General features: G+C 62.6%; 23 protein-coding genes. 10 read left to right on the plus strand and 13 right to left on the minus strand.

All coding sequences use genetic code 11. From position 1 onward, the window contains the following. The first annotated feature begins 12 nt into the window (after positions 1 to 12). Positions 13 to 1,266 carry an MFS transporter gene (locus tag AC6I99_RS11145; RefSeq protein ID WP_497960972.1) on the plus strand — a complete coding sequence of 418 codons (1,254 nt, stop codon included), beginning with the start codon at positions 13 to 15 and terminating at the stop codon, positions 1,264 to 1,266. A 292-nt stretch (positions 1,267 to 1,558) separates the two neighbouring features. After that, positions 1,559 to 2,014 carry an Lrp/AsnC family transcriptional regulator gene (locus tag AC6I99_RS11150; RefSeq protein WP_224090134.1) on the plus strand — a complete coding sequence of 152 codons (456 nt, stop codon included), beginning with the start codon at positions 1,559 to 1,561 and terminating at the stop codon, positions 2,012 to 2,014. Between the two features lie 112 nt (positions 2,015 to 2,126). On the opposite strand, the gene AC6I99_RS11155 is transcribed toward AC6I99_RS11150, so the two are convergent. The 5 genes from AC6I99_RS11155 to AC6I99_RS11175 all read right to left on the minus strand — a co-directional run bounded on the left by AC6I99_RS11155 (position 2,127) and on the right by AC6I99_RS11175 (position 6,465). Beyond that, positions 2,127 to 3,542, minus strand: a complete 1,416-nt coding sequence (locus tag AC6I99_RS11155) for an aldehyde dehydrogenase family protein (protein ID WP_497945106.1) — start codon at positions 3,540 to 3,542, stop codon at positions 2,127 to 2,129. After that, positions 3,535 to 4,581 (minus strand): homoserine dehydrogenase, encoded by a 1,047-nt coding sequence (locus AC6I99_RS11160; protein ID WP_497945105.1) that lies wholly within the window; start codon positions 4,579 to 4,581, stop codon positions 3,535 to 3,537. The genes AC6I99_RS11155 and AC6I99_RS11160 overlap by 8 nt, the downstream gene beginning before the upstream one ends. Before the next feature lie 187 nt (positions 4,582 to 4,768). Then, positions 4,769 to 5,170, minus strand: a complete 402-nt coding sequence (locus AC6I99_RS11165; protein WP_224090137.1) for a RidA family protein — start codon at positions 5,168 to 5,170, stop codon at positions 4,769 to 4,771. 116 nt (positions 5,171 to 5,286) lie between these two features. Beyond that, positions 5,287 to 5,706, minus strand: coding sequence for an alternative ribosome rescue aminoacyl-tRNA hydrolase ArfB (gene arfB / locus AC6I99_RS11170; protein ID WP_497945104.1), 420 nt, complete (start codon positions 5,704 to 5,706; stop codon positions 5,287 to 5,289). Positions 5,707 to 5,802: 96 nt separating this feature from the next. Next, positions 5,803 to 6,465, minus strand: coding sequence for a TetR/AcrR family transcriptional regulator (locus tag AC6I99_RS11175; RefSeq protein WP_497945103.1), 663 nt, complete (start codon positions 6,463 to 6,465; stop codon positions 5,803 to 5,805). A 66-nt stretch (positions 6,466 to 6,531) separates the two neighbouring features. On the opposite strand from AC6I99_RS11175, the gene AC6I99_RS11180 reads away from it, so the two are divergent. From AC6I99_RS11180 to AC6I99_RS11190, 3 genes are all read left to right on the plus strand, one after another. After that, positions 6,532 to 7,005 (plus strand): nuclear transport factor 2 family protein, encoded by a 474-nt coding sequence (locus AC6I99_RS11180; RefSeq protein WP_497945102.1) that lies wholly within the window; start codon positions 6,532 to 6,534, stop codon positions 7,003 to 7,005. Further along, positions 7,002 to 7,883: an NAD(P)H-binding protein gene (locus AC6I99_RS11185; RefSeq protein WP_497945101.1), complete on the plus strand. Its 882-nt coding sequence runs from the start codon at positions 7,002 to 7,004 to the stop codon at positions 7,881 to 7,883. Before AC6I99_RS11180 ends, AC6I99_RS11185 begins: the two co-directional genes overlap by 4 nt. A gap of 107 nt (positions 7,884 to 7,990) precedes the next feature. Beyond that, complete coding sequence (locus tag AC6I99_RS11190) at positions 7,991 to 8,584, plus strand: dihydrofolate reductase family protein (RefSeq protein ID WP_224091001.1); 594 nt, start codon at positions 7,991 to 7,993, stop codon at positions 8,582 to 8,584. On the opposite strand, the gene AC6I99_RS11195 is transcribed toward AC6I99_RS11190, so the two are convergent. Next, on the minus strand, positions 8,556 to 8,945 hold the full coding sequence (locus AC6I99_RS11195; protein WP_497945100.1) for a hypothetical protein: 390 nt from the start codon (positions 8,943 to 8,945) through the stop codon (positions 8,556 to 8,558). The genes AC6I99_RS11190 and AC6I99_RS11195 overlap by 29 nt on opposite strands. 126 nt (positions 8,946 to 9,071) lie before the next feature. Further along, on the minus strand, positions 9,072 to 9,491 hold the full coding sequence (locus tag AC6I99_RS11200; RefSeq protein WP_497945099.1) for a DUF1801 domain-containing protein: 420 nt from the start codon (positions 9,489 to 9,491) through the stop codon (positions 9,072 to 9,074). An 86-nt stretch (positions 9,492 to 9,577) separates the two neighbouring features. Here AC6I99_RS11200 and AC6I99_RS11205 point away from each other — a divergent pair, with 86 nt between their 5' ends. Continuing rightward, complete coding sequence (locus tag AC6I99_RS11205; protein WP_497945098.1) at positions 9,578 to 9,931, plus strand: TraR/DksA family transcriptional regulator; 354 nt, start codon at positions 9,578 to 9,580, stop codon at positions 9,929 to 9,931. A 67-nt stretch (positions 9,932 to 9,998) separates the two neighbouring features. Here AC6I99_RS11205 and AC6I99_RS11210 read toward each other — a convergent pair whose 3' ends face one another. The 3 genes from AC6I99_RS11210 to AC6I99_RS11220 all read right to left on the minus strand — a co-directional run bounded on the left by AC6I99_RS11210 (position 9,999) and on the right by AC6I99_RS11220 (position 13,727). Further along, complete coding sequence (locus tag AC6I99_RS11210) at positions 9,999 to 10,217, minus strand: hypothetical protein (protein ID WP_497945097.1); 219 nt, start codon at positions 10,215 to 10,217, stop codon at positions 9,999 to 10,001. 189 nt (positions 10,218 to 10,406) lie between these two features. Further along, the gene (locus AC6I99_RS11215; protein ID WP_497947104.1) at positions 10,407 to 11,663 is read right to left on the minus strand and encodes an MFS transporter; all 1,257 of its coding nucleotides are present in this window, start codon (positions 11,661 to 11,663) and stop codon (positions 10,407 to 10,409) included. Between the two features lie 129 nt (positions 11,664 to 11,792). Further along, complete coding sequence (locus tag AC6I99_RS11220) at positions 11,793 to 13,727, minus strand: FAD-binding monooxygenase (protein WP_497945096.1); 1,935 nt, start codon at positions 13,725 to 13,727, stop codon at positions 11,793 to 11,795. A gap of 194 nt (positions 13,728 to 13,921) precedes the next feature. On the opposite strand from AC6I99_RS11220, the gene AC6I99_RS11225 reads away from it, so the two are divergent. From AC6I99_RS11225 to AC6I99_RS11240, 4 genes are all read left to right on the plus strand, one after another. Further along, positions 13,922 to 14,857 (plus strand): 5'-3' exonuclease, encoded by a 936-nt coding sequence (locus AC6I99_RS11225; RefSeq protein ID WP_497947102.1) that lies wholly within the window; start codon positions 13,922 to 13,924, stop codon positions 14,855 to 14,857. Between the two features lie 139 nt (positions 14,858 to 14,996). Further along, positions 14,997 to 15,554 (plus strand): hypothetical protein, encoded by a 558-nt coding sequence (locus AC6I99_RS11230; RefSeq protein ID WP_497945095.1) that lies wholly within the window; start codon positions 14,997 to 14,999, stop codon positions 15,552 to 15,554. A gap of 215 nt (positions 15,555 to 15,769) precedes the next feature. Beyond that, a complete protein-coding gene (locus tag AC6I99_RS11235) occupies positions 15,770 to 16,189 on the plus strand; it encodes a YciI family protein (protein ID WP_224090154.1) in 420 nt (139 codons plus the stop codon). 97 nt (positions 16,190 to 16,286) lie between these two features. Continuing rightward, complete coding sequence (locus AC6I99_RS11240; RefSeq protein ID WP_497945094.1) at positions 16,287 to 17,549, plus strand: RNA polymerase sigma factor; 1,263 nt, start codon at positions 16,287 to 16,289, stop codon at positions 17,547 to 17,549. An 82-nt stretch (positions 17,550 to 17,631) separates the two neighbouring features. Here AC6I99_RS11240 and AC6I99_RS11245 read toward each other — a convergent pair whose 3' ends face one another. The 3 genes from AC6I99_RS11245 to AC6I99_RS11255 are packed head-to-tail and all read right to left on the minus strand — an operon-like array spanning position 17,632 to position 21,260. Next, positions 17,632 to 19,860, minus strand: a complete 2,229-nt coding sequence (locus AC6I99_RS11245) for an HNH endonuclease signature motif containing protein (protein ID WP_497960973.1) — start codon at positions 19,858 to 19,860, stop codon at positions 17,632 to 17,634. A gap of 53 nt (positions 19,861 to 19,913) precedes the next feature. Further along, positions 19,914 to 20,318, minus strand: a complete 405-nt coding sequence (locus AC6I99_RS11250) for a (R)-mandelonitrile lyase (RefSeq protein ID WP_497945092.1) — start codon at positions 20,316 to 20,318, stop codon at positions 19,914 to 19,916. Positions 20,319 to 20,339: 21 nt separating this feature from the next. Beyond that, positions 20,340 to 21,260, minus strand: coding sequence for a helix-turn-helix transcriptional regulator (locus tag AC6I99_RS11255; RefSeq protein WP_497945091.1), 921 nt, complete (start codon positions 21,258 to 21,260; stop codon positions 20,340 to 20,342). Between the last annotated feature and the right edge of the window lie 12 nt (positions 21,261 to 21,272).

Genomic DNA, 21,272 nt, shown 5'->3' on the forward strand with positions numbered 1-21,272 from the left:
GGGGAGAGGGACATGAGCCTCATCGACGGGCGCACAACCAACCGTGCTGCCAGGGGTAAGGAGACGTCTCCGGGCGGATTGGCCCGCTATGTCGCTGCTGCCACGCTGGCCCGCAGCGCCGATGGGGGTGCGGTTGTCGCCATTGTCCTGCTGGTGACAACCAGTGGGGCGCCGGGTTGGCTGGCCGGAATCCTGGGTGCCTGCATCACGGCACCGCACCTTTTCGGTCCGTTCGTTGCCAGGACACTGGACACTGCCCGGGACGGCAGAACGGTGATCGCCTGGGCGTGCCTGATGCACGGCGTTACCCTGGCCGCTGCTGTCCTGCTGTACCCGCTGACTCCTCCAATCGTGCCGGGTCTTCTGCTCATTGCGTCCGGACTGGTCGGTCCATTATTGACGGGCGGCATTAGCAGCCGGCTCTCAGCGATCGCTGGGGGCAGCAGAATCAGTCAGCGACGCGCACATGGATGGGATGTAGCAACATATGGCATCAGCGGAACCATTGGTCCCTCTTTGGTCGCAGCTGTTTCGGGCTGGGCGAATCCGGCATTGGCGGCATTGATCCTAGCCGGACTAACGTTTGTCGCCGCTGCCCTGGTCAGGCTTTTGCCCTCTTCTCCTCAAACTTCAGTTCCCTCGGAGGTACCGCGCCCGGGTCCGACCTTGCTAATGATGCTGTCCAGCGGTCCTTTGCGTCGCACGCTCTACCTGACGGTCGTCGTCGCCTTGTCGGTCGCTTCGCTGCCTGTCACCGCAGTGGCTTCGACGACACAACTGGGGGTCGGGCCAGCCGCGGCAGGGGTCCTGACTGCCGCATATGGTCTTGGCGGGCTTCTAGGATCCGCTGGTGTCATGATCCGGCCGTTGCGAAGCGATGCGGACCACCTCATGACCTGGCTGGGAGCTGCTGTTGGCGTTGCGCTGTGTGGGGCGGTCTTCGCCGGGATCTTCCCCGTGGCAGCGGTGGTCTATTCCCTGGCCGGAGTGCTCAACTCCTGCTTTTTCGCCGCAACATTGGCCGCGCGCAGCGAATATGCACCAGCCGGGGCACGAGGTCAGGTCTTCGTGTGGATCGGAGCCTTAAAGATCACAGCGGGTTCTGCCGGCACAGCGTTGGCAGGGGCCATGGTTGTACCCATGCCACACCTGCCCTTGCTTTTGGCGTCCGCCCTTATTGCGGTGGCCGTGAGCGCTTCCCTGTTTGACCGCCGTCGCGAACGGTCCCAAACAGCGGGATCGGCCCTGAGGCAGGCCAGGCCGTAAGACATAGCAGGGTTTTACTGGAGCAGAAAGCCGCTTGCCGCACTTTCCACAGCAGGGCACCTTCATCTTTTCGTGTCACCTTGACGCTCTTGGGTTCGGGGGACTGGACCAGGTCCGGCAGGTCCACACGAGCACCGAACAAGGTCCTGCCAACTATGCCCGAAGAAGCAATAGATCAATGGGATATGTTTGAACCGGCCAACTCGCCGGACACGGTAGCCGCAGCGGCATTCCTGCTTCGAAGGGCGTTGTCCCCAAACACATGTTCACAACCCCTCAGACAGGAGCGTCCGTGCCGAAGAGTCCACGTGATGAGATAGATGCGCAGATTCTGGCCGAGCTGCGGCGCAATGCCCGTATCAGCCTTGCCCAGTTGGGCGAGAAGGTGCTGCTCTCCCGAAACGCAGTGAGGCAACGGATTGAGCGACTTGAACGGGACGGGTATATCCACGGGTACACCATCAAGGAATCAGCCGGAGAAGGCTCGGCCACGGTCAATGCGGTGCTCCTGATCCAACGGCATGACAGGATGCGGGGCGGAGACGTGATTGCCGGACTCAAGGCCATTCCTGAGATCGCCACTTGTGATGTCGTCAGCGGCGAACTGGATATCGTGGTCAGGGTGGAGGCCCCCGACGCTGCACGGATCCAGGAGATCTGGAGGCAGGTCTCAGAGTTTCCTGGAGTCCGCGACATCACCACTGCCTTGTCCCTCTCCACGGTCATCGACAGGCAGTCACCCCGCTAAGGCGGCGCGAACCATACCGGGCTTAAATGGTTCCGGCGCTGCGGAACCGAGGAGGTTACGCAGCGCCGGAACAGGCACGGCCTGATTTATTGACGGTAACGCCAGGCGATCATCATGACGTGATCGCGATGACCTTGGGCTGCGTCATTTCTTCGTAGGCGAAGCGGACGCCTTCCCGGCCCATGCTGCCGTATTTCGAGCCGCCAAAAGGCATCGCATCGAGGCGGTAGTCCGAAGAATCGTTGATCATCACTCCGCCTGCGTCGATTGCCTTAGCGGTGGCCAGCGCCCGGGCCAGGTCCTTGGTGAATACCCCCGCCTGCAACGCGTATTCGCTGTCGTTGGCCAGTTCGATGGCTTCCTCGGCGGAGTCGAACGGTTCCACCAGGACCACGGGTGCGAACAGTTCCTCGCTCCATGCCTCGCAACTGCGCGGTACTTCGGTAAGGACAGCAGGTGTCAGGAGCGCGCCGTCCAACGTGCCGCCAGTGAGCAGTCGCGCACCGGCCGACACCGCTTCGTCGATCTTGCGCTTCGCTTCTGCGGCAGACGCGGCGCTGATCATGGGTCCGACGTCGGTCTGCTCCCTTCGGGGATCGCCTGTCGTGAGGGCGGCCGTTCGGGCGACAAAAGCGTGAAGGAAGGTGTCGAAGACCGGCCGCTGGACGAGGATCCGCTGGGCGCCGATGCAGTTCTGTCCAGCGGCCCAGAAGGAACCGGAAACACTGGCCTCGACGGCGGCAGGAATGTCCGCGTCGTCGAAGACGATGACGGGTGCGTTGCCGCCGAGTTCCATGGACAGGCGTTTTATACCGGCGTTGGCGGCGATGGCCCGGCCGGTGGAAAAGCCGCCCGTGAAGGAGACCATCCGAACCAGTTTGGACGAGATGATGGTTTGCGCGATGGTGCGATCGCCCAGGACAACGGTGACGAACTCCGTCGGCAGGCCTGCCTCGCGCAACAGGTCCACGAGGAGGATGGCCGTCAAAGGTGTCAGCTGGGACGGCTTGAGGATGACGGTGTTCCCTCCGGCAATCGCCGGCCCCAACTTGTGCGCCACCAGGTTCAGGGCATCGTTGTACGGGGTAATGGCAGCGATAAGACCCAACGGTTCACGGGTGAACCAGCCCTGGCGGTTTTCGGAGCCGGAGAAGGAGTCGAAGGGAACTACTTCGCCAACGTTACGGCGGGTTTCCGCTGCCGAGAGCTTCAGCGTATTCACTGCACGGGAGACCTCTTTGAGCGCCTGTGTGATGGTCTTCCCGGCCTCGGCGACGATTAGCCCGGCCACTTTCTGCGTCCGTTGCTGGAGAAGGTCTGCAGCCGTATCCAAAATCCGTCCACGTTCATGACGCGGCATAGCCGCCGCTGCCGGAGCGGAGGCTGCTGCACGGATGATCTCCACGCGCACATCTGCCTCGGTGCACTGTGGAAGGGTCGCCAGGATGGAACCGTCAAACTTGTCGTAGACCGCCAGGTCGGTGGTAGGGGCTGCGGTTGTGGCGTCGGCGATGGCTGACTCAGGCACGGACCGCTCCTTTGGCGAATTCGTTGACGGCGATGATGTCCGAGATGAGGGCGTAGGCAGTTTCCACGCGGCCGGCCCCAGGACCCGATACTGTGACGGCTCCCAGCAAATCCGTGCTGAAGGACACGGCATTGGTGGCGCCGGAAATACCAGCCAGCGGGTGTTCACCCGGAAGGGCGATGGGCTGGACGGTAGCTACGATGCCGCCGTCGTCTTGCCGCCGGGCTTCGCCAATCAGCTTCCAGCGGTAGCCGCTTGCCAGGGCCTGTGCCACGTCTTCGCTCTTGATGTCCTGAATACCGGTGGTTTCCACGTCATTGGGTTGAATGTTGGCGCCGAGCAGCTCGTTGGCCAGGATGGCGACCTTCAACCGGACGTCCGAGCCGCCGATGTCAGCAGTGGGGTCCGCTTCGGCGTATCCGCGGTCCTGGGCTTCGGCAATCGCTTCCTTCAGGCCCAGCCCGGCCTCCATCCGGCCCAGGACGTAGTTGCTGGTTCCGTTCAGAATGCCTTGAACGGAGTTCAATTCGAGGCCGCCCAGCATTTTGTGTGCTAGTCGAATGACGGGCGTGCCACTCATGACTGAACCCTCGTACTCGAAACGGACACCATTGTTTGCCGCAAGCCGGCCCAGTTCCATGCCATGCAAGGCCACCGGGCCCTTGTTGGTGGTCACCACATGCTTGCCGGACTCGATGGCCCACTTGACGTGCGAAACTGCGGGTTCGCCGTCGATCGGACTGGTGAATGTAGCCTCAACGACGATGTCGGCCGGACTGTTCTTGATGACGTCTTCATTGCGGGGATCCGGGCTGCCACCTGGCAGTCCCTCGAACGAGGACCCACGGGGCATCGCCAACACGGCGGCCAGATCGATGCCGTCTACCTGTACGAGTGAGCCGAAGGCAAGATCGGTGATGGCCACGACGCGAAGCTCGAATCCGAGTGAGGCAAATCGCCGGGGTTCATCACGGATGAGTTCGGCCAAAGCGCGATTGACGCCTCCGAAACCGATGAGGGCCAGGTTGTAGGTAGTCACGTGATCTCCTTGGTAGGGCGGTGGTGCTGTCCTATAAGCCTCGGTTCCAGCCGTGTCAGTTCCCTAGATGCGAATCGCCCGCCAAGGATGACGAAACGCCCAAAAAAGCCGCCAACCATGCCTAAACGCCCGCGGTGCTGCCCCCAGTTGGGATTGGATGGAGAATCTTCCAGAGCAATGGCCTTCTTTACCGCTCGACGGCGGCTACCGCACTGATCTCCACCAGCGCCCCGGGAACGCCCAAACGGGAGACAAACGCGGCTGTCACGAGCGGCGGCTCGTCGGCGGCGAGGTCCGATGCAATGGCGCCGTACCCTGCGGCGAGGTCGGCGCCGTCCACGAAGAGGACCGTCCACTGCACGACGTCGCGAAGGGTTGCCCCGGCAGCCGCGAGCGCGGTCTTTGCGTTCGCCAGGGCGCGGGCAGATTGCACTCCAACATCACCCTCGCCGACGAGCGAACCGCCGCTGTCGACGGAGTTCTGGCCGCCGACGTAGATGGTGGTGGCGTTTGGAGGGACGACGGCTACATGGCTGAATGCCGGGCTGGAGACAAGTCCCTCGGGCCGGATGCGCTGGATAGGTGACATGACTGTATGCTGCCATCCCCGGCCAATTGCCAAAAGGGGGTGCACCCCAATGCTCCGGTTGGCCCCGCCTCGTCAGTCGCGTATTCGCACTCAGGTGCTTGTGACTCAGGTGTTCGTCACTCAGGCGAGGGCCGCCGTCGTTGTTGTTTCGTTGCTGCCCTCTGTACTTTTGCGGCGCGGTGCCGCTGGGCGGAACCGCGTGTGGGTTTAGTTGCCCTGCGGAGAGTCCGTGGGGCAAGGCCCGCCACCACAATGCCAGCGAGCTTGGCCAGGGCGCTCTCGCGGTTGCGCAACTGCGAGCGCTGTTCGGAGGCTGTAACTGTGATGACTCCGTCGACGAGTCGCTTCTCCAGGCGACGCAGCAAGATCTCCCGCTGGCCTTCTGTTAATGCCTCAGACGTAGCTACGTTCCAGGAAAGCTCAGCCTTGCTGTCGGTCGTGTTGACGTGTTGACCGCCCGGTCCCGATGAACGCGAGAACCGCCAACCGAGTTCCGAGGCCGGAATCGTGAGGGAGGGCGAGATTTCCAGGTCCATTGAACAAGCGTTGCACGTCGGGGCGGGTCTTCCCAGCCGGGCGGTGCTTCGGCATGCGTGTCAGGGTAGGTCCGCGTGTCAGAGTAGGTCTGCGTGTCAGAGCAGGTTTGCGGCGAGAGCGGAGGCGACGAACCGGCCGTACCGCCCTGCGCTCCACCCTCGTTTCAGGACGAGGCTTTCGAACAGTTCGGGCGTGGTGCACGCGAACATGATGTCGGCGGCCTCTTCAGCGCCCAAGCCCGGACGGAGCAGGCCGCGGGCAATCAGTTGACGCGCGTTGTGCAGCATCCGGCGATGCCGGGCGTCGTCAATGTCCTTCAGGAGGCCGGCCATGTCGGCATCCCCTGTTGCGGCGGCGTCACGGATGAGCAGGCTGATCGGCGCCGCAAGGGGGCTGACTTCTGCAGTGAACCGGCCGAACTGTTCCATCAGTTCCCGTGGGTCGTCCGCCGCTACTTGTGCGAGGTCTGAGCGCTGCTCGGCTGGCGGCCCGCCCTTGCCGAGGAGGCTCTGCTCGTGGAGAGCCCGGACGAGGCCGGCCTTGCCGCCAAATTTCTTGTAGATGGACTCCGTCGATACTGCGGACGCAGCGGCAATATCGGAGATGGTGGTCGCGCCGAAGCCCTGCAGGAGGAATAGTTCGCGGGCGCGCGCGAGGATGGTGCGCCGCGACGCCTCGGCGGCTTGGCGGCGACGGCTGGCATCGTAGCTGCGTTGACCCCCGGATGTTTCACCGGGACTCTTGATTCCGGTTGCCATGACTCCTAGACTCCAATCAATACAGATAACTGTATTGAATTCAAGATACCGCACCAAGGAGTCACCATGGAAACCGTGGAGGGCCTGGAGCGCCTTCCGGAAGGGCCCGTTCGCCGGATGTTCGCTGCGTCCGGCCGCCACGACCTTGACGCCTTGGTCGCCGAATTCGCCGACGACTACGTCAACATCACCCCGATTCATCCCGAACGTAATTTCACGGGCCGCGCCCAGGTCCGTGCCAACTGGACCAGCCTATTTGCTGGTATTCCTGACCTCACACCAGCAATCGCCGACGCCGCTGAAGGCCGGGACGGAACCGTTTGGGTTGAATGGGGCGCCCGGGGCACAAGACGCGATGGGACGCCGGTGGAACTTGCCGGAGTGGCGATTTTTACTGTGCGCCAGGAGCGTATTGCCTCCGTCCATTTCTATCTCGAACCTGTGGAACATTCTTCGGGTGACATCAACGACGCCGTCCGCGCCACTGCGGGCACGGGCCTTCAGGATGGGGCCGTACTTCCGACATCGCAGGGGTCATGATCCTCGTAGTGGGCGGCACGGGCCGCCTGGGTTCGCGGCTTACGGGGGAACTGGTTCGGCGCGGTGCTTCCGTACGGGTCATGGCCAGGGGTGAATCCCAGCCCTTCCCCAGGAAGAACGTCGACGGCGTCGAGCTTGTCCGCGGGACGCTCGCCTCGGGCAAGGACTGCGGGCGGGCCGTTGCCGGATGCAGCCACGTGGTGTTCGCGGCGTCGGGCTTTGGGCTGAAAAGGGGCGGCAACCCACGCACTGTGGACCGCGACGGCGCACTTCGGGTCATCGATGCCGCGTCTCGGGCGGGCGTGGAACATGTAGTGATGATGTCGATGCATGGGGCGGCTCCCGATGCCCCTCTGGATTTCCTGCGCATGAAGTACACAGCGGAGGAGGCATTGAAGGCCTCGGGCATGGCATGGACAGTAATCCGGATGGGAGCGAACCTTGAGCAGTTCCTCGACTCAATGAGCCAGCCCCTCCACACGAAGGGCAGGGTGCTTGTCTTCGGTTCGGGACGGGCACCTGTGACATTTACGTCGACGCCGGACGCTGCTGCCGCTGTTCGGTTGGCTCTGTCCGGAGCTTCCTTGCGTGGAAGGACCGTTGAGTGGGGGTCCGAAACGCACCCCTTCAACACGCTCGCGGAAGCCATCCTCGCAGACGCTGGAATGGGCTCGATCCAGCGTATACCAGTAGCGGCGTTACGGGTGATGGCCGCAGTTGCAGGTCCGATTTCGCCGTTCATGGCCCGGATGGCCAGGGCTGCGCTGTGGATGGAATCAGGCGCTGCGGCCTTCGATCCGGCTGTGGAACGTGCCGCGTTCCCTGAAATTCCCGTGATCGGACTGCGTGAGAGTTTGGACCGGATCAGGAGCACATGAGTCGTGGTGCAAACCGGCCTTCGGGAGGACAATGCTAGGCACAACCTGAAATCCCGTGAGGAGCAGCCGTGGGCGAGCCAACTACAGAAGCGACATCAGCGCAGTTGATGGTGGATTTGATCATTTCCCTTGATGGGTATGCCTCAGCGGAGGGATGGCCCGGTTGGTGGGGACTTGAATCCCCGGAATACCTTGCCTGGCTTGAGGAAGAAGGGAAGAAGGATTTCACCACGCTGATGGGGGCCAACACCTATCGGGTGATGTCGAGCATGTCGGAACAGGCCGCGGGCGAAGACTCCGGGTTCTCCAAGGAAGAGGGAGAGGCCTTGACAGGGCTGGCGGCCCTGCCGAAGGTCGTCTTCTCGTCCACACTCCAGGAACCCCTGGCATGGCCGAATTCCGAGCTGGTAAGCGGGGATGCTGTGGAAGCTGTCAAAGAGCTGAAGCGGACCCGGACCGGCACCCTGACCACACTGGGAAGCCTCAGCCTTTGCCGCTCTTTGTTGAGTGCCGGACTTGTGGACCGATACAGGATCGTCGTTTTTCCGGTGATCACTGGCCGCACTGGCAGGGAACGGATCTATGACGGCTATCCTGATGTTTCGCTTCAAATGGTGAACAGCAGGACCTTCGATGGTCAGCTGCAGTTGCTGGAGTACATACCCACGCTGATCAGCGGTCCGCCTGTCCGGCAGCCGTGAAAAGAGGCTCCAGCGAATCCGAATAGCTGGACATTATTTCGGCAAACGTGAGCAGCTGGAATCCTTCAGCGGGGCAGAGGAGTGGTTCGCTGGTGGTTCCATTGGCGGTGAGCGTCGCGATTCCCCATGGATGCGATGGTTCGCCGACCGAGATGCCGGCTGCGTCGAAGGTGTCCCGGAGCACGTAACGCGTGACGGTCCGCCACGACTGCAGGAAGGGTGGCCGCAACTGCTCAACGAGTTCTTCATCGTTGGCCTGGTAGGCCGTCCACAGATTCACGGACAGTTCGTCCCACTCCTTGGCGTCACGGACCATGAGGTGGGCCGCCCGGAGCCGGGCAATCGTTTCGTTCAACGTCATGGTCAGTCCCCAAACTTCCTGTCGTTATGTGTACGGCGGAAACGGCCGTTGTAGAGATGGCCGTTGTAGACATAACGGGCCGTTGTTCCGCATGATTCCCGGCCGCCGCGCGATGAAGGCCGGCGCTCACGCTGGGCCGGAAGTCTCTTGCAAACCTGCTTTGATTTTCCGCCACCCGCCTGCGCGATTGTTGGCGGCGATCTGTCGCAGCATAGCGATGAGGGGTGCGGTAGGTACATCGTCGTTGATGTAAAAGCTGATCATTCGGCCGGTCTTGTTATCGTGCCCTGCTGTGATGATCCCGGCAGGGTCAGGAACGATAGCGCCATCATAGAGAAAGAGGTTCACGTGGTTCCTGGCCGCGAGCAATGCACAGACGTTTCCATCCAGGACAAAGTAGGGCTGAACCCGTCTTTTGATTGTCTCCACGATGTCCGGTTCGGCCTCGTGGATCACGTCACGCAGTTCCTCACAAAGTGTTTGTTGCCAGTCCGGGAGGGCGTCTATGTAACTATCGACTCCGGGATGGTGCGAGTAGTTCCCCATCACGTTATTAGGGCACTACGCCCCACAGCTTGTCCAGACTGGGTCTTGTCCAGACCGCGGGCGGGGCGATGGGTAGGCTTGCTCACATGGTCGACGTCGAGCGGTTCCGGGTTCTGCTGGAGGAGGAGCGGGGCCGGAAGCTTGCCCTGCTGAAGGCGCTGCGCAGTGACATCACATCGGTCAGCCTCGCCCGCCAGGACTCGAACGTCGACGACGAGCATGATCCTGAAGGCACCACCATCGCCTTCGAGCTCTCACAGGCCTCCGCGCTGCTTGACCAGAGCCGTGTGGGCCTTGAGCAGATTGAGGCCGCTTTGCAGCGGATTTCCGATGGAACTTACGGCATATGTACGGTTTGTGGTGTCGCCATTCCGGAGGGCCGGCTCGAAGCGAGGCCGTGGACGCCCTATTGCGTCAATCACGCCTCAGGCAAACATTAGAACCCGGACAAACAGGAAACCCAGGCAAACAGGAAAACCCGACGGGTAGAGACCAGCCAGGCACGCTTCACGCCATGTCAGGGCTGATGGGCACGAACTCGATGCCCTGCTGGACCTTCTTTTTTGGTCCGCGGTCGAAGCCCTTGGCGTCCAGGTTGTTTCCCGCCCGGAACGCGGCCAGGGCATCGTCGAAGATCTCGTTGAGCCGCTTGCCCGGGAAAACCTTCCGGGTGCCGTCGGCAAACGTGACGGACACAGAGGCGCTGGCGGGAAAATGCCTGCTCATCCGGATGAAGCCTTGGGAGTCCTGCCTTAGGGAAATCATTGCTTGTCCACGCTTTCAGTATCTGGTTTCACCACATTTTGCGTTTAAACACGTTCATGGAGTGAGTCCCACTGTGTCATGCCGACGGACTTGCCGCCTCATTCACCTTCCCCTGACCGGAAGATTGCCCATAAAGCCCTCGCTGCCGGCTCAAGGTGACTGAACGGCTTCGGTGTTGGCACGGTCTGCGGATGCCCCCTGCCTGCGGCTCGCCAGCAGGAACGGCACCGAAATGAGCTCAATAATGCCCGCGATGGCCAGCGACGCCGGGTAGCCGTAAAGGTCAGCGCCACGGCCAAGGAGTGGCTGTATCACCACACCGCCGCTGGATCCCATGAGCGAATCGAAGCTCAGCACTGTGGCGCGCTGCTTCGAGGGGATCATGTCATTGACGTACGCCTGCCGGACCGGAGTTGCCGCAGAGCCGACCACAGCCCACAGTGCCAGCAGCACCAGTGCCACCCAAAAGACACGGGTGAAACCGAGGACCAGCAAGATCACGAATCCCACCAGACCGGCCAGGATCATCACCGAGGTCCGTTTATGGAACAAGCGCCGGGCATGCGGCGCAAGCCAACCGCCCAGGATTTGCGAGCCAGCCACAATTGCAGCGGCGAGGCCCGCAATGGAATAGGCATGGGGGTCGCCAAACAGGTCCAGGAGGTATGGCTGCAGGGCGTAGAAAACATAGATCCCGACGCCGGCACTAAAGGGAGCGGCCAGCATGACGTACCGGACCGGCGGGTTTTTCAGACCGTTCTCGATCGAGGCCGAGAGCACTGCGCGGGTGGCGCGAAGTGGGTGGGTGGACCGCTCAGGTGAGAACCCGACGTCGTGCATTAGCCCAAACGCCACGGCGAACATGGCAACCAGAACGAAAACCCGTAAGAGGAACGGCACACCAAGGTTGGTGGCTTGAGCGATCACCCCACCTGCCACCGAACCCAGCAGCATAGCCACACCCTGCACCATCTGGCCGCGGCCCAGAACGGTTTCAAGACCGCCTTCGTAGCCTGAGAAGCGCAAGGCGTCCACAAGCCAGGCCTCCACAGCTCCGGAGAAGAACGTGAACCCGAGGCCAAGGAGCACCGAGACAACGGCCCACATCCAAAACGGTGCGGAGATCTGCCACAGCACAAAGTACAAGTATGTAGAGGCCGCCAACGTGATCGTGCCAAGCAGGAAAGAAGTACGGCGACCCCAGCCGTCCGCGATGACGCCGGTAGGTACCTCGAAAAGGACCATCCCCGCTGTGAAGAAAGCGTTGGCAGCGAAGGCCTCGAGGTTGCTCAAGCCTGCATCAAGCAGGAAAAGCGTGTTGATACCCCAGATGAAGGAAGCTGCCACCGTGTTGCCCAGCGTCAGCGTGAGATAGACACGTTGAATCTTTCTGGCGGCGTCGTTCAGGGTGTCGCCGCCAGCGCTGGCAGGTGTGACCACACGCTCATTCTCGTCCGCTTGCCCGGCCTCCGCCAGATCCCGGGGAAGGTTTCGCTGCCGGGAGCCTGGGCCGGCCCCCGGCAGCTGCATCCATCCCTACGCCTGGTGGCTGACCAGATCGGCGTCCGTTGTGTTCGACTTTTCCCGCTCCCCGGAATGCACGGTGGCAAAGAACACACCGAGTTCCTCCGTCGCGGTCAGGGGGAGTACGTTGGCGACGTATTGGTCCGGGCGGACGACTACCACCACGCCGTCGCGGCTGAGCCCGCGCAGCTCAAAGATGTCTGCTGCCGGGTCCGTGCCGAAGACCTTCTCGAGGTAGGTGAGCTTGAATGGTCCAACGGTGGGTTTGAACGCTGCGGGGACGGCGTTGATGTCTACGTTGGTGTGGTCCTGCTGGTAGATCACCTTCACATCGAACCAGGCGTCGCGGTCAGCGTCCGACGGCGTGGCCGCCAGCGGCGAGTCCGGCGAGTTCGCGATCCACTCGGCGAAGTCCGCGACAGGGCCCGGGGCGCCGGCCTGCGCGGCATCGGCGAAGATGTAGATGCGCCAGCGGCCGTCTGCCTTGGCGTGGTGGCCCAGGTGCATCGGGTTCGTGTCGCAGACCCGCAGGACCGGGGCCGACTTGAAGCGCTTGCCGATGGGGAAGCCCGTGGCGAGTTCCTGGTGCGTGGGCTCGGCAACAAGCATGGACGGAGCGTACTGGGTCATGAAACCGGCAGGGAACTCGGCCGTGCTTGTGTAGAAGTTTTCAAGCTCCGTGGGGTCTTCGAACTCTTCGGGTTTCTTGGCCATCAAGGTGGACCACTGCTTGTCGAAGTCGATCAGGTTCTTGGCCACCACCTGACGCTCAGCGGAGTACGTGTCCAGGAGGCTCTCAGGGCTTCGGCCTTCCAGGACATGCCCGAGTTTCCAGCCGATGTTGAAGCCGTCCTGCATGGAAACGTTCATTCCCTGGCCGGCCTTTGCGCTGTGCGTGTGGCAGGCATCGCCGGTGATGAACACCCTCGGCGTCCGCGTCCCGCGTTCCTCCGGCAGGACGTCGTCGAACCTATCCGTGAGCCGGTGCCCCACCTCATAAACACTGTGCCAGGCGACGTTGCGGACATCCAGCGTGTAGGGGTGCAGGATGTCGTTGGCCTTCTGGATGATCTGCTCGATGGTCGTCTTCCGCACAGCGCCGTGATCCTCAGGCTTAACCTCGCCAAGGTCCACATACATGCGGAACAAGTGCCCGCCCTCGCGGGGGATCAGCAGGATGCTGCCGCCCGCGCCGGACTGGATAGCGCATTTGGTGCGGATATCCGGGAAGTCGGTGACGGCCAGAACGTCCATGACACCCCAGGCATGGTTGGCCTGGTCACCTGCGAGATGGCACCCGATGGACTCGCGGACCTTGCTGCGGGCACCATCGGCACCAACGACGTACTTGGCCCGGATAGTGCGCTCCTGGCCTTCGTCCGGCCCCGCGGTGTGCCCAAGGGTGACGGTGACCGGGTAGTCACCGACACCAGTGACCTGGAGACTGCGGAACTCGTAGCCGTAGTCAGGCTTCATGCGGGTGGGGGAGTTGGCCATGAACTCCGCGAAGTAGTCCAGCACGCGGGCCTGGTTCACGATCAGGTGCGGGAATTCGCTGATGCCGGTGGGGTCATCCACTGTGCGGGCCGCGCGGACGATGCGCGAGTGGTCGGCGGGGTCCGGCTTCCAGAACGCCATTTCGGTGATGCGGTAGGCCTCAGCCGTGATGCGTTCGGCGAACCCGAACGCTTGGAAGGTCTCCACGCTGCGGGCCTGGATGCCGTCGGCTTGGCCGATGGCCAGACGACCGGGGCGCCGCTCGATGATACGCGTCGTGATATCCGGGAACTGAGCCAGTTGCGCGGCCGCCAGCATCCCTGCAGGGCCTGTACCGACGATGAGAACGTCGACTTCATCGGGAAGCTCGGCCGGGCGGTTGATTCCGACGCCGGCGGCTGGCTCGACCCGAGGGTCACCGGATACGTAACCGTGGTGGTGGAACTGCACGGGCTTTCCTCACTTCTTTGTGGGTTGAATTCTTATGGTGTTCTATAGTTGAACACCTTGTTCTATTATCGCTCACCCAATCGTAATGCGGCTCACAGTGAGGATCAAGTCTTTATGTAGCCGGCCGACGAGGCTTAGCGCAGGTTCACGGTGAATCCGGCCAGGACGTGTCAGGATCAGATATGCCTCGACTCATGCTCCTGGACACTGCTTCCTTGTACTTCCGCGCCTTTTACGGTGTTCCGGACTCCATCCGCCGTTCCGACGGCACACCCGTCAACGCCGTCCGCGGCCTGATGGACATGATTGCCCGCCTCACCACGGACTATGAAGCGACCCACGTGGTCGCCTGCTGGGACAATGACTGGCGCCCGAAATGGCGTGTTGAGCTCATCCCCAGCTACAAGGCCCACAGGGTGGCCGAAATCGTGCCGGTGGGCCCCGACGTCGAAATCGTCCCCGATCCTCTCGAAGCGCAGATCCCGCTGATCCGCCACGTGCTGGACCTTGCGGGTATTGCTGTGGTGGGCATCGATGACCATGAAGCCGACGATGTCGTAGGAACATACGCCAGCCAGGCGCAGCTGCCCACCGATGTGGTCACGGGTGATCGGGACCTTTTCCAACTCGTCGACGATGATCGGGACGTCCGCGTCATTTACACCGCTCGTGGCATGAAGAACCTGGAAGTGGTCACCGACGTCGTCGTCGTTGGCAAGTACCGCGTGCTGCCGCAACAATACGCGGACTACGCCACACTGCGCGGCGATTCATCCGATGGCCTGCCGGGCGTTGCCGGTATCGGCGAGAAAACGGCCGCGTCCCTGCTCGCGGAATACGGCTCCCTTGAGGGCCTCCTGGAGGCAGCAGAGGATCCCGACGGCGGACTCTCGAGTTCCGTACGCGCCAAGCTTTCCGCAGCGGCCGGATACCTTGAAGTAGCTCCCGCCGTCGTCAATGTGGTTCGCGACCTGAAGGTGCCCTCACTTGAGGAGGCAGGCGCCCAACTGCGTCCCGTGACCGGCGAGGCACGCGCTGAGCTTGAGCGCTTGGCCAACGAGTGGAACCTGGGTGGTTCAGTCAAACGATTGCTTGCGGCCTTGGACACCCAACCACACCTTCACAGCTGATTGACAGCTTCAGAACAGCGTGGGCTTGGGTGATCGCCTCACTGTAGTAACAGGACGATGTTTACAGATCGTCTGGAAGTTACCAGCCGTTCGGACGGCTCAGCACCGTTAAATTGACGGCGGATTGAGGAGAGGCACCATGTCAAAGACCAAGAGAATCACGCTGGGCATCACAGCCGGAGCGTTGGCGCTGGGCGCAGGGCTGGGTGTCACCAGTGTTGCTTCAGCCACCACGACGCCGACGCCTACACCGAGCGCAACGTCGTCAGCCGATGCCACAACGCCCGGGCAGGGCCACGGAAGGCCCGGAGGCCACGGTCGTGACCGCGGCCAGCTCGCAGCGGACCTTGCCGCCAAGTTGGGAGTGGACGAAGCCAAGGTCACCGACGCACTAAAGGCCTTCAGAGAAGCGAATAAGCCCACCACGCCACCAACCCAAGGCACCGAAGGAACCAAGCCGGACCGGGCGGCGCAGGAAGCAGCCTTGGCCAAGTCCCTGGCCGCAGCCCTGGGCATTGACGAATCCAAGGTCACTACCGCCTTGGAAGAAATTCGTGCTGCCGCCCAGCAGGAGCGAGCCGCTGCCCTCAAGACCCGGTTGGACAAGGCCGTGGCGGACGGCAAGCTCACACAGGCTGAAGCGGATGCCGTGACCAAAGCTGTTGAAGCTGGAGTCATCGGAGGCGGCGGCCACTAAGGCGCTGCCCCCGGGCAGGAGTAACCACCCCGCGATGCTCGGAAGCAATAAGGATCCCCTGGACAGCTCCAGGGGATCCTTATCGTTGAGGCCACACAGCTTCTGGAAGAACCGGGAAAATTCTTTTGAGAGGTTGTCGATTTTGCCTCGCACTGTTCGACCCATGGATGAGAAGGTCGAAGGGCGACCTTCCACAACACAGGAGATTGAGTGCAATGGCCAAGTACATGCTGATCATGCGGGCAACCGACGAATCGTTCGCCAAGTTCGAGAACATTGACTTCAACGAAATCCTCGAAGCCATGGGCAAGTTCAATGATGAACTGATTCGCGCCGGGGTGCTCCTGGCTGCAGAAGGACTGGACGATGCAAAGGAAAGCGTCGTGGTCGACTTCACCGGCGACACTCCGGTGGTCACTGATGGTCCGTACGGTGAAACCAAGGAACTGTTTGCCGGTTACTACATCCTCGATGTTGCGTCCAAGCAGGAAGCCGTCGAGTGGGCCAAGCGTGCGCCGATGACCGCGGGCACCAAGACGGAGATCCGACGGGTAACCAGCATCGACGAATTCCCCCAGGACAACGAATGGATCCAAAAGGAGCGGGCTTGGCGCGAACAGACCGGACAGCTCTAGACCGGACGGGCACTCCTTTGGGCAGTACTGGACATGAGCAGTAACTGACGTGAGAACCACCTGACGTGAGCAGTAACTGGCATGAGCAGTAGCTGGCATGAGCACTAACGAGGCAAGGGCCGCCGTCGAAGCGGTGTGGCGCAGCGAATCCGCCCGTATTGTCGGCGCCCTTGCCCGTTATACCGGAGACTTTCCACTGGCAGAGGACCTCGCACAGGAAGCACTCGCAGAGGCCCTCGTGTCATGGTCTGTCAACGGCGCACCTGCCAATCCCGTGGGATGGCTCCTCACAGCGGGTCGTCGTCGTGCCATCGATACTTTCCGGCGGCGGGCCGCTCTGGACGACAAATATGCGCTGCTGGCGCGCGACCTCACAGAGGAAGAAGCGGGCGTGGATGCGCTGTTCAACCCCCAAGCCATAGACGACGACGTCCTGGCCCTGATGTTCATTTCCTGCCACCCCGTGGTGTCCAGGGAAGCCCGGATAGCCATGACTCTTCGCGTTGTGGGCGGCATGACCACGGAAGAGATCGCCAAGGCATTCCTGGTCCCGGTGCCAACCATCCAGGCACGCATCACCCGGGCCAAGAAGACGCTCGCCGCTGCGCGCGTCCCCTTCGCAGTGCCCGAAGCCGAACAGGTCCCTGAGCGGCTTGGTTCGGTGCTGAATGTCGTCTATCTGATCTTCAACGAAGGAGCCTACGCTTCCGGAGGAGAAAACTGGATGCGGACCGAGCTGGCCAGTGAAGCACGTCGACTTGCCCGAGTGCTGGTCCGCGTGGCACCGGAGCCCGAAGCATTCGGGTTGCTTGCACTCATGGAACTCACAGCGGCGCGGTTCCCGGCAAGGCTCAACGCGGATGGCCAGCCGATCCTGCTGGAAAACCAGGATCGACGTCGATGGGATCAGTCAGCAATCCGTCGCGGACGCGCAGCACTTTCGACGGCGGCTGGTTCCGGCCGTGGGCTCGGCGCCTACGGGCTGCAGGCTTCCATCGCCGAATGCCACGCTGTGGCGCACTCAGTGGAGGAGACGGACTGGGATCGAATCGTGGTTCTGTACGAGGCGCTCGGGCGACTCACGCCGTCGCCCATCATCGATTTGAACCGTGCCGTCGCGGTGTCCATGGCTTCTGGCCCTGCCGCCGCACTGGACCTCGTTGACAAATTGGATCGCACGGGTGAACTTAAGGGCTCGCATCTCTTGCCGGCGGTAAGAGGCGAGCTGCTGTGGCGGCTTGGACGCGATGAAGAAGCGAGGGAAGCATTTCACCAAGCTCTTGAACTGTGCTCCAGCGGCGCCGAACGCTTGGTCCTTGAGCGAAAAATCAAGGACTTGCAACCCGGAGAACGCCAGTAAGCGCTCAAACGGGTGCACGCTAGCCCCTCGATGTGCGCCGGGCACTTTTATGGCCGGGCACTCTTCATGTTCGGAGGCTCTCTTATGTTCTGAGGGGTGTGTGGTGGTGGTTGCGTCGTGGTGTTTGGTGGGGGTCGATGTGTGGGGGTGGGGTGAACCAGGGTACGCCGGTGGTGGTGGTGATGGTCCATTGTTCTTTGTGGATGAGGTGGTGGTGGTGGCTGCAGAGCAGGGTGCCGTTGTCGGTTAACGTGGTGCCGCCGTGTGACCAGTAGGTGATGTGGTGGGCTTCGCACCAGGGGGAGGGCATGGTGCAGTCGGGGAACGCGCAGCCTTGGTCCCGGGCGGTGATGGCTTTGCGGATGTGGGGCGGGAAGATCCGGGTGGTGCGGCCGATGTCCAGAATGCGGGAGTCGGTTCCGAGCAGGACGGGGAGGATGTCGGCGTCGCAGGCTATTTTGCGGATGGTGTCGGGGTGGATCGGGCCGGCAAAGGTGGCGGAGCCGGAGCTGAGCCGGGGGTGTTGCGGGTCAGGTCCGGTCCCTGTGCCTGTGGTCCGGGTGGGGGCCGTGCGCGTGAGTCGTTGGAAGAGGTCGCGTTCGTCGATGGTGACGGCGAGCTGGGGTCGGAGCCCGCCGTTGGAGGGCAGTATCCCTGTGGTCATGGCGACGGCGCAGGCTCCGACGAGGCCGTCGAGGAGTTTCTGGGCCCGGGAACGCCGGTCCAGGTCCGGACCCGCTGGTTCGTTCCCGCCGTCTCCGTTCCCGCCCCCGTTCCCGTTAACGCTGTCGTTGCTTTCGCCGGTGGCGTTGCTTTCGTCGGTGGTGTTGCTGGTTTCGGGCTCATTAGTGTGTGCGGAGGTGAGTCGGGGGTTGGTGGCGGTGTTCATGGCGGTGGTGAGTGTTTCGTATTGTTCGGTAGTGGCGAAGATTTCCAGATGATGCAGTCCGTGGCGGGGCTTGCGGATGAAGGTGCCTTGGAGCTGGCGGAGGATTTCTTCGCTGGGTTCCGGGCCGTCCTGGTCGATCAGGTCGTTCCAGCGTTTGGTCATTTTCAGGACGAAGTCGGGGTCGGACCCGGCGGCGGTGCGGGTGAGGGCGTGTTCCATCCGGGTGAGGGTCTCCTCGTCGGTGAGGAGCCGTACTTTGTCCAGGGCGGCGCTGATGATGCTCGCGGACCGGGTGGGTATTTGCGTGGATTCGAGGGCTTGGGCCAGGATTTCGCGGCGGGCCGGGATGTGTTGCCCGGCGATCCCGGTCCCGGGGAGGACCTGGGAGGCCAGGGCGAGCCGGCGCCGGGCTTCGCTGATGCCGATCCGCAAACGGGCCCGCAGGAATTCCGCGGCGTTGCGGTAGCCATCATCGGCCACCGCAGCAGCGTCCGCCACCGCAGCAGCACCGAACCCAGCAGAAGTATCGAACCCGGTAGTAGCGGACCCAGTAGCAGTATTGAAGCCAGCAGCGGTGGCGGATCCAGCAGCAGTATTGAAGCCAGCAGCGGTGGCGGATCCGCCGGCAGTGGAGAAGCCAGCAACAGCAGCAGTGTCGGATCCTGCAGCGGTGTCTGTGGCTGTGGCGGTGGCGGGGTTTGGTCCTGTGGGTGCGGGGTTGGTCCAGCCTGTCTGCCATCCCGTGCCCGCCGCGGAGGAGGGCCGTGCCTGCTGGGCCTGGGTGCGGGTCCGTTCCACGGCGTGCGCCGCGATGACCTGCAGATACTCCACGGTGCGGGCGATCTCCTCCACCCGCCCGGCGAACCCTGCGGCTTCGGCAAACCCGAACCCCGGGGCACCGGCCACGGTGACGGAACGCAGACTTTCCAAGGCCCCAACGCTATCAGCCAGCGCATCCCCAAGTCCGAGTGCATCCCCAAGCCCCGGCGCATCCCCAAGTCCGAGCGTATCCTCAAGCCCCGGCGCGCCTTGATGTCTTAGCGGACTCCCAAGTCCCAAGGAACCGCCCAGTCCCCGGGAAACAGAGCTGACTTCAGGATCGACCCTAATTCCTGAATCGACTTCAACTTCAGGATGGACCCCAAGGCCGGCGAAGGGCAGTGGTTCCAGGCCGTGAACAGGCTCGACTTCACGGTCCATTTCACTAAGGGTGGCGAAGGATTTCGGTTCAATGCCGCGAAGCAGCGCCATGGCCCTGAGCTTCTCCGAATCGCCGCCTGCCGCAGCCGACGCCGTCGGGCTTTCACAGCCGGCCTGGCCGCTGGCAGGACCGGTGTGGCCTCCTCGGGGAAGGCCCCGGGGGCGCACCGCCACGCCAGGCATCGCTGCCCGTCGCGCCATGATTTCCCCAATGCTTCCCATGAATAAACCCTCTCACCAGGGTCTGACATTTTTAGGAAGCACTTCCAAGGGCTTCAGCCGGGATAGCCGTACTCCTCGTCAGATACCAACTCGCCCCAGGTTGTTTCGGAACCGTCTGAGGCTCCGGTGGTTTCCCACATGGCAAGGTGGCTCATGAAATGGTCCGGAGCAGCACCGTGCCAGTGCCACTCGCCCGGCGGTGTGTAGATGGTGTCACCTTGACGGGCCACCTTGACCTCGCCTCCGCGCGCCTGCACCAGGCACACACCGTCGGTCACGTAGAGCGTCTGTCCAGCCGCGTGGGTGTGCCACGCCGTTCTCGCACACGGTGCGAAGCGGACGATGTTCACCCGCAGTCGGGAGGGCTCGTCTCCCTTGGCGATGACGTCGAAGTAGACGTCGCCGGTGAAGAGCCCTGATGGTCCCTTGGTGCTGGTGGTTTTGGGGGTAATCTCCATCGTTCCTTTTTCGTTGCGGAATTAGTTGCGGTTCGTCTTGCGTTTCGTCGCGGGGAGGTCGTGGCCGGGTTCGGGCGTGCCAGGTTCAGAGGCAAGCGTGGTGGCAGCCCAACTCGCAAGCAGTTGCAGGGCATCCTCAGTCCCGGTGCCGGGCTCCGGGTTGTAGATGGTCATGGTCAGGCCGTCGTCAGCGGACAACTCAAACGCCTCGTAGAGCATGTGCAGGTCCCCGACGATCGGATGACGGAATTGTTTCTTGCCGGTGTAATGCTGCCGGACGTTGTGCGAAGCCCAGCGCACACGGAATTCTTCGCTGCGGGTGGACAGCTCGCCTACGAGGTCTGTGAGTCCACGGTCGTATGGGTCCCGCCCGGCCTCGGTCCGCATAATGGCCACCGTGTCGTTGGCGGCCCGTTCCCAATCGGTGTAGAAGTCATGGCTGCGGGGATCGAGGAAGAGGAAGCGGGCAAGGTTGGGTGGTCCGGAAGGGTTGTCGTAGCTTTCCGAGTACAGTGCCCTGCCCAAGGCGTTGGTAGCGAGGATATCGAGCCGGCCATTGCGCACGAATGCCGGCGAATGGGTGATTGCGTCCAATGTGAGTTGGACGCCCTGCCGGATGGATTGTTTCCGTACCGGCCGACGCCGCAACCAGCCGCCGTCGTTGGCCGCACGGGCGAGGTCCAAGAGATGCGCCCGTTCGGCGTCGTCCAGTTGCAGGGCATTGGCGAGCGATTCGAGGACGCTATCCGAGACGCCTGAGAGGTTCCCCCGCTCCAAGCGGGTGTAGTACTCAACACTGACGCCGGCAAGCATGGCAACTTCGCCTCGGCGGAGCCCCAGGACGCGCCGGTTGCCGCCATAGGCGGCAAGCCCAGCTTGTTCGGGGGTGATCTTCGCTCTTCGTGTCGAGAGGAAATCGCGCGTCTCGGTACGGTTGTCCATGTTTCCAACGGT

The sequence above is a fragment of the Arthrobacter sp. TmtSoilC77 genome, from assembly GCF_059739415.1.

Bases quoted from the DNA above. Each gene is read 5' to 3' on its own strand.
- AC6I99_RS11145 (WP_497960972.1), top strand. From the start codon at position 13: ATGAGCCTCATCGACGGGCGCACAACCAACCGTGCTGCCAGGGGTAAG.
- AC6I99_RS11225 (WP_497947102.1), top strand. From the start codon at position 13,922: ATGCTCCTGGACACTGCTTCCTTGTACTTCCGCGCCTTTTACGGTGTT.
- AC6I99_RS11195 (WP_497945100.1), bottom strand. From the start codon at position 8,945: ATGACGTTGAACGAAACGATTGCCCGGCTCCGGGCGGCCCACCTCATG.
- AC6I99_RS11200 (WP_497945099.1), bottom strand. From the start codon at position 9,491: ATGGGGAACTACTCGCACCATCCCGGAGTCGATAGTTACATAGACGCC.
- AC6I99_RS11250 (WP_497945092.1), bottom strand. From the start codon at position 20,318: ATGGAGATTACCCCCAAAACCACCAGCACCAAGGGACCATCAGGGCTC.
- AC6I99_RS11165 (WP_224090137.1), bottom strand. From the start codon at position 5,170: ATGTCACCTATCCAGCGCATCCGGCCCGAGGGACTTGTCTCCAGCCCG.
- AC6I99_RS11210 (WP_497945097.1), bottom strand. From the start codon at position 10,217: ATGAGCAGGCATTTTCCCGCCAGCGCCTCTGTGTCCGTCACGTTTGCC.
- AC6I99_RS11185 (WP_497945101.1), top strand. From the start codon at position 7,002: ATGATCCTCGTAGTGGGCGGCACGGGCCGCCTGGGTTCGCGGCTTACG.
- AC6I99_RS11255 (WP_497945091.1), bottom strand. From the start codon at position 21,260: ATGGACAACCGTACCGAGACGCGCGATTTCCTCTCGACACGAAGAGCG.
- AC6I99_RS11190 (WP_224091001.1), top strand. From the start codon at position 7,991: ATGGTGGATTTGATCATTTCCCTTGATGGGTATGCCTCAGCGGAGGGA.
- AC6I99_RS11235 (WP_224090154.1), top strand. From the start codon at position 15,770: ATGGCCAAGTACATGCTGATCATGCGGGCAACCGACGAATCGTTCGCC.
- AC6I99_RS11245 (WP_497960973.1), bottom strand. From the start codon at position 19,860: ATGGGAAGCATTGGGGAAATCATGGCGCGACGGGCAGCGATGCCTGGC.
- AC6I99_RS11180 (WP_497945102.1), top strand. From the start codon at position 6,532: ATGGAAACCGTGGAGGGCCTGGAGCGCCTTCCGGAAGGGCCCGTTCGC.
- AC6I99_RS11205 (WP_497945098.1), top strand. From the start codon at position 9,578: ATGGTCGACGTCGAGCGGTTCCGGGTTCTGCTGGAGGAGGAGCGGGGC.
- AC6I99_RS11175 (WP_497945103.1), bottom strand. From the start codon at position 6,465: ATGGCAACCGGAATCAAGAGTCCCGGTGAAACATCCGGGGGTCAACGC.
- AC6I99_RS11240 (WP_497945094.1), top strand. From the start codon at position 16,287: ATGAGCACTAACGAGGCAAGGGCCGCCGTCGAAGCGGTGTGGCGCAGC.
- AC6I99_RS11230 (WP_497945095.1), top strand. From the start codon at position 14,997: ATGTCAAAGACCAAGAGAATCACGCTGGGCATCACAGCCGGAGCGTTG.
- arfB (WP_497945104.1), bottom strand. From the start codon at position 5,706: ATGGACCTGGAAATCTCGCCCTCCCTCACGATTCCGGCCTCGGAACTC.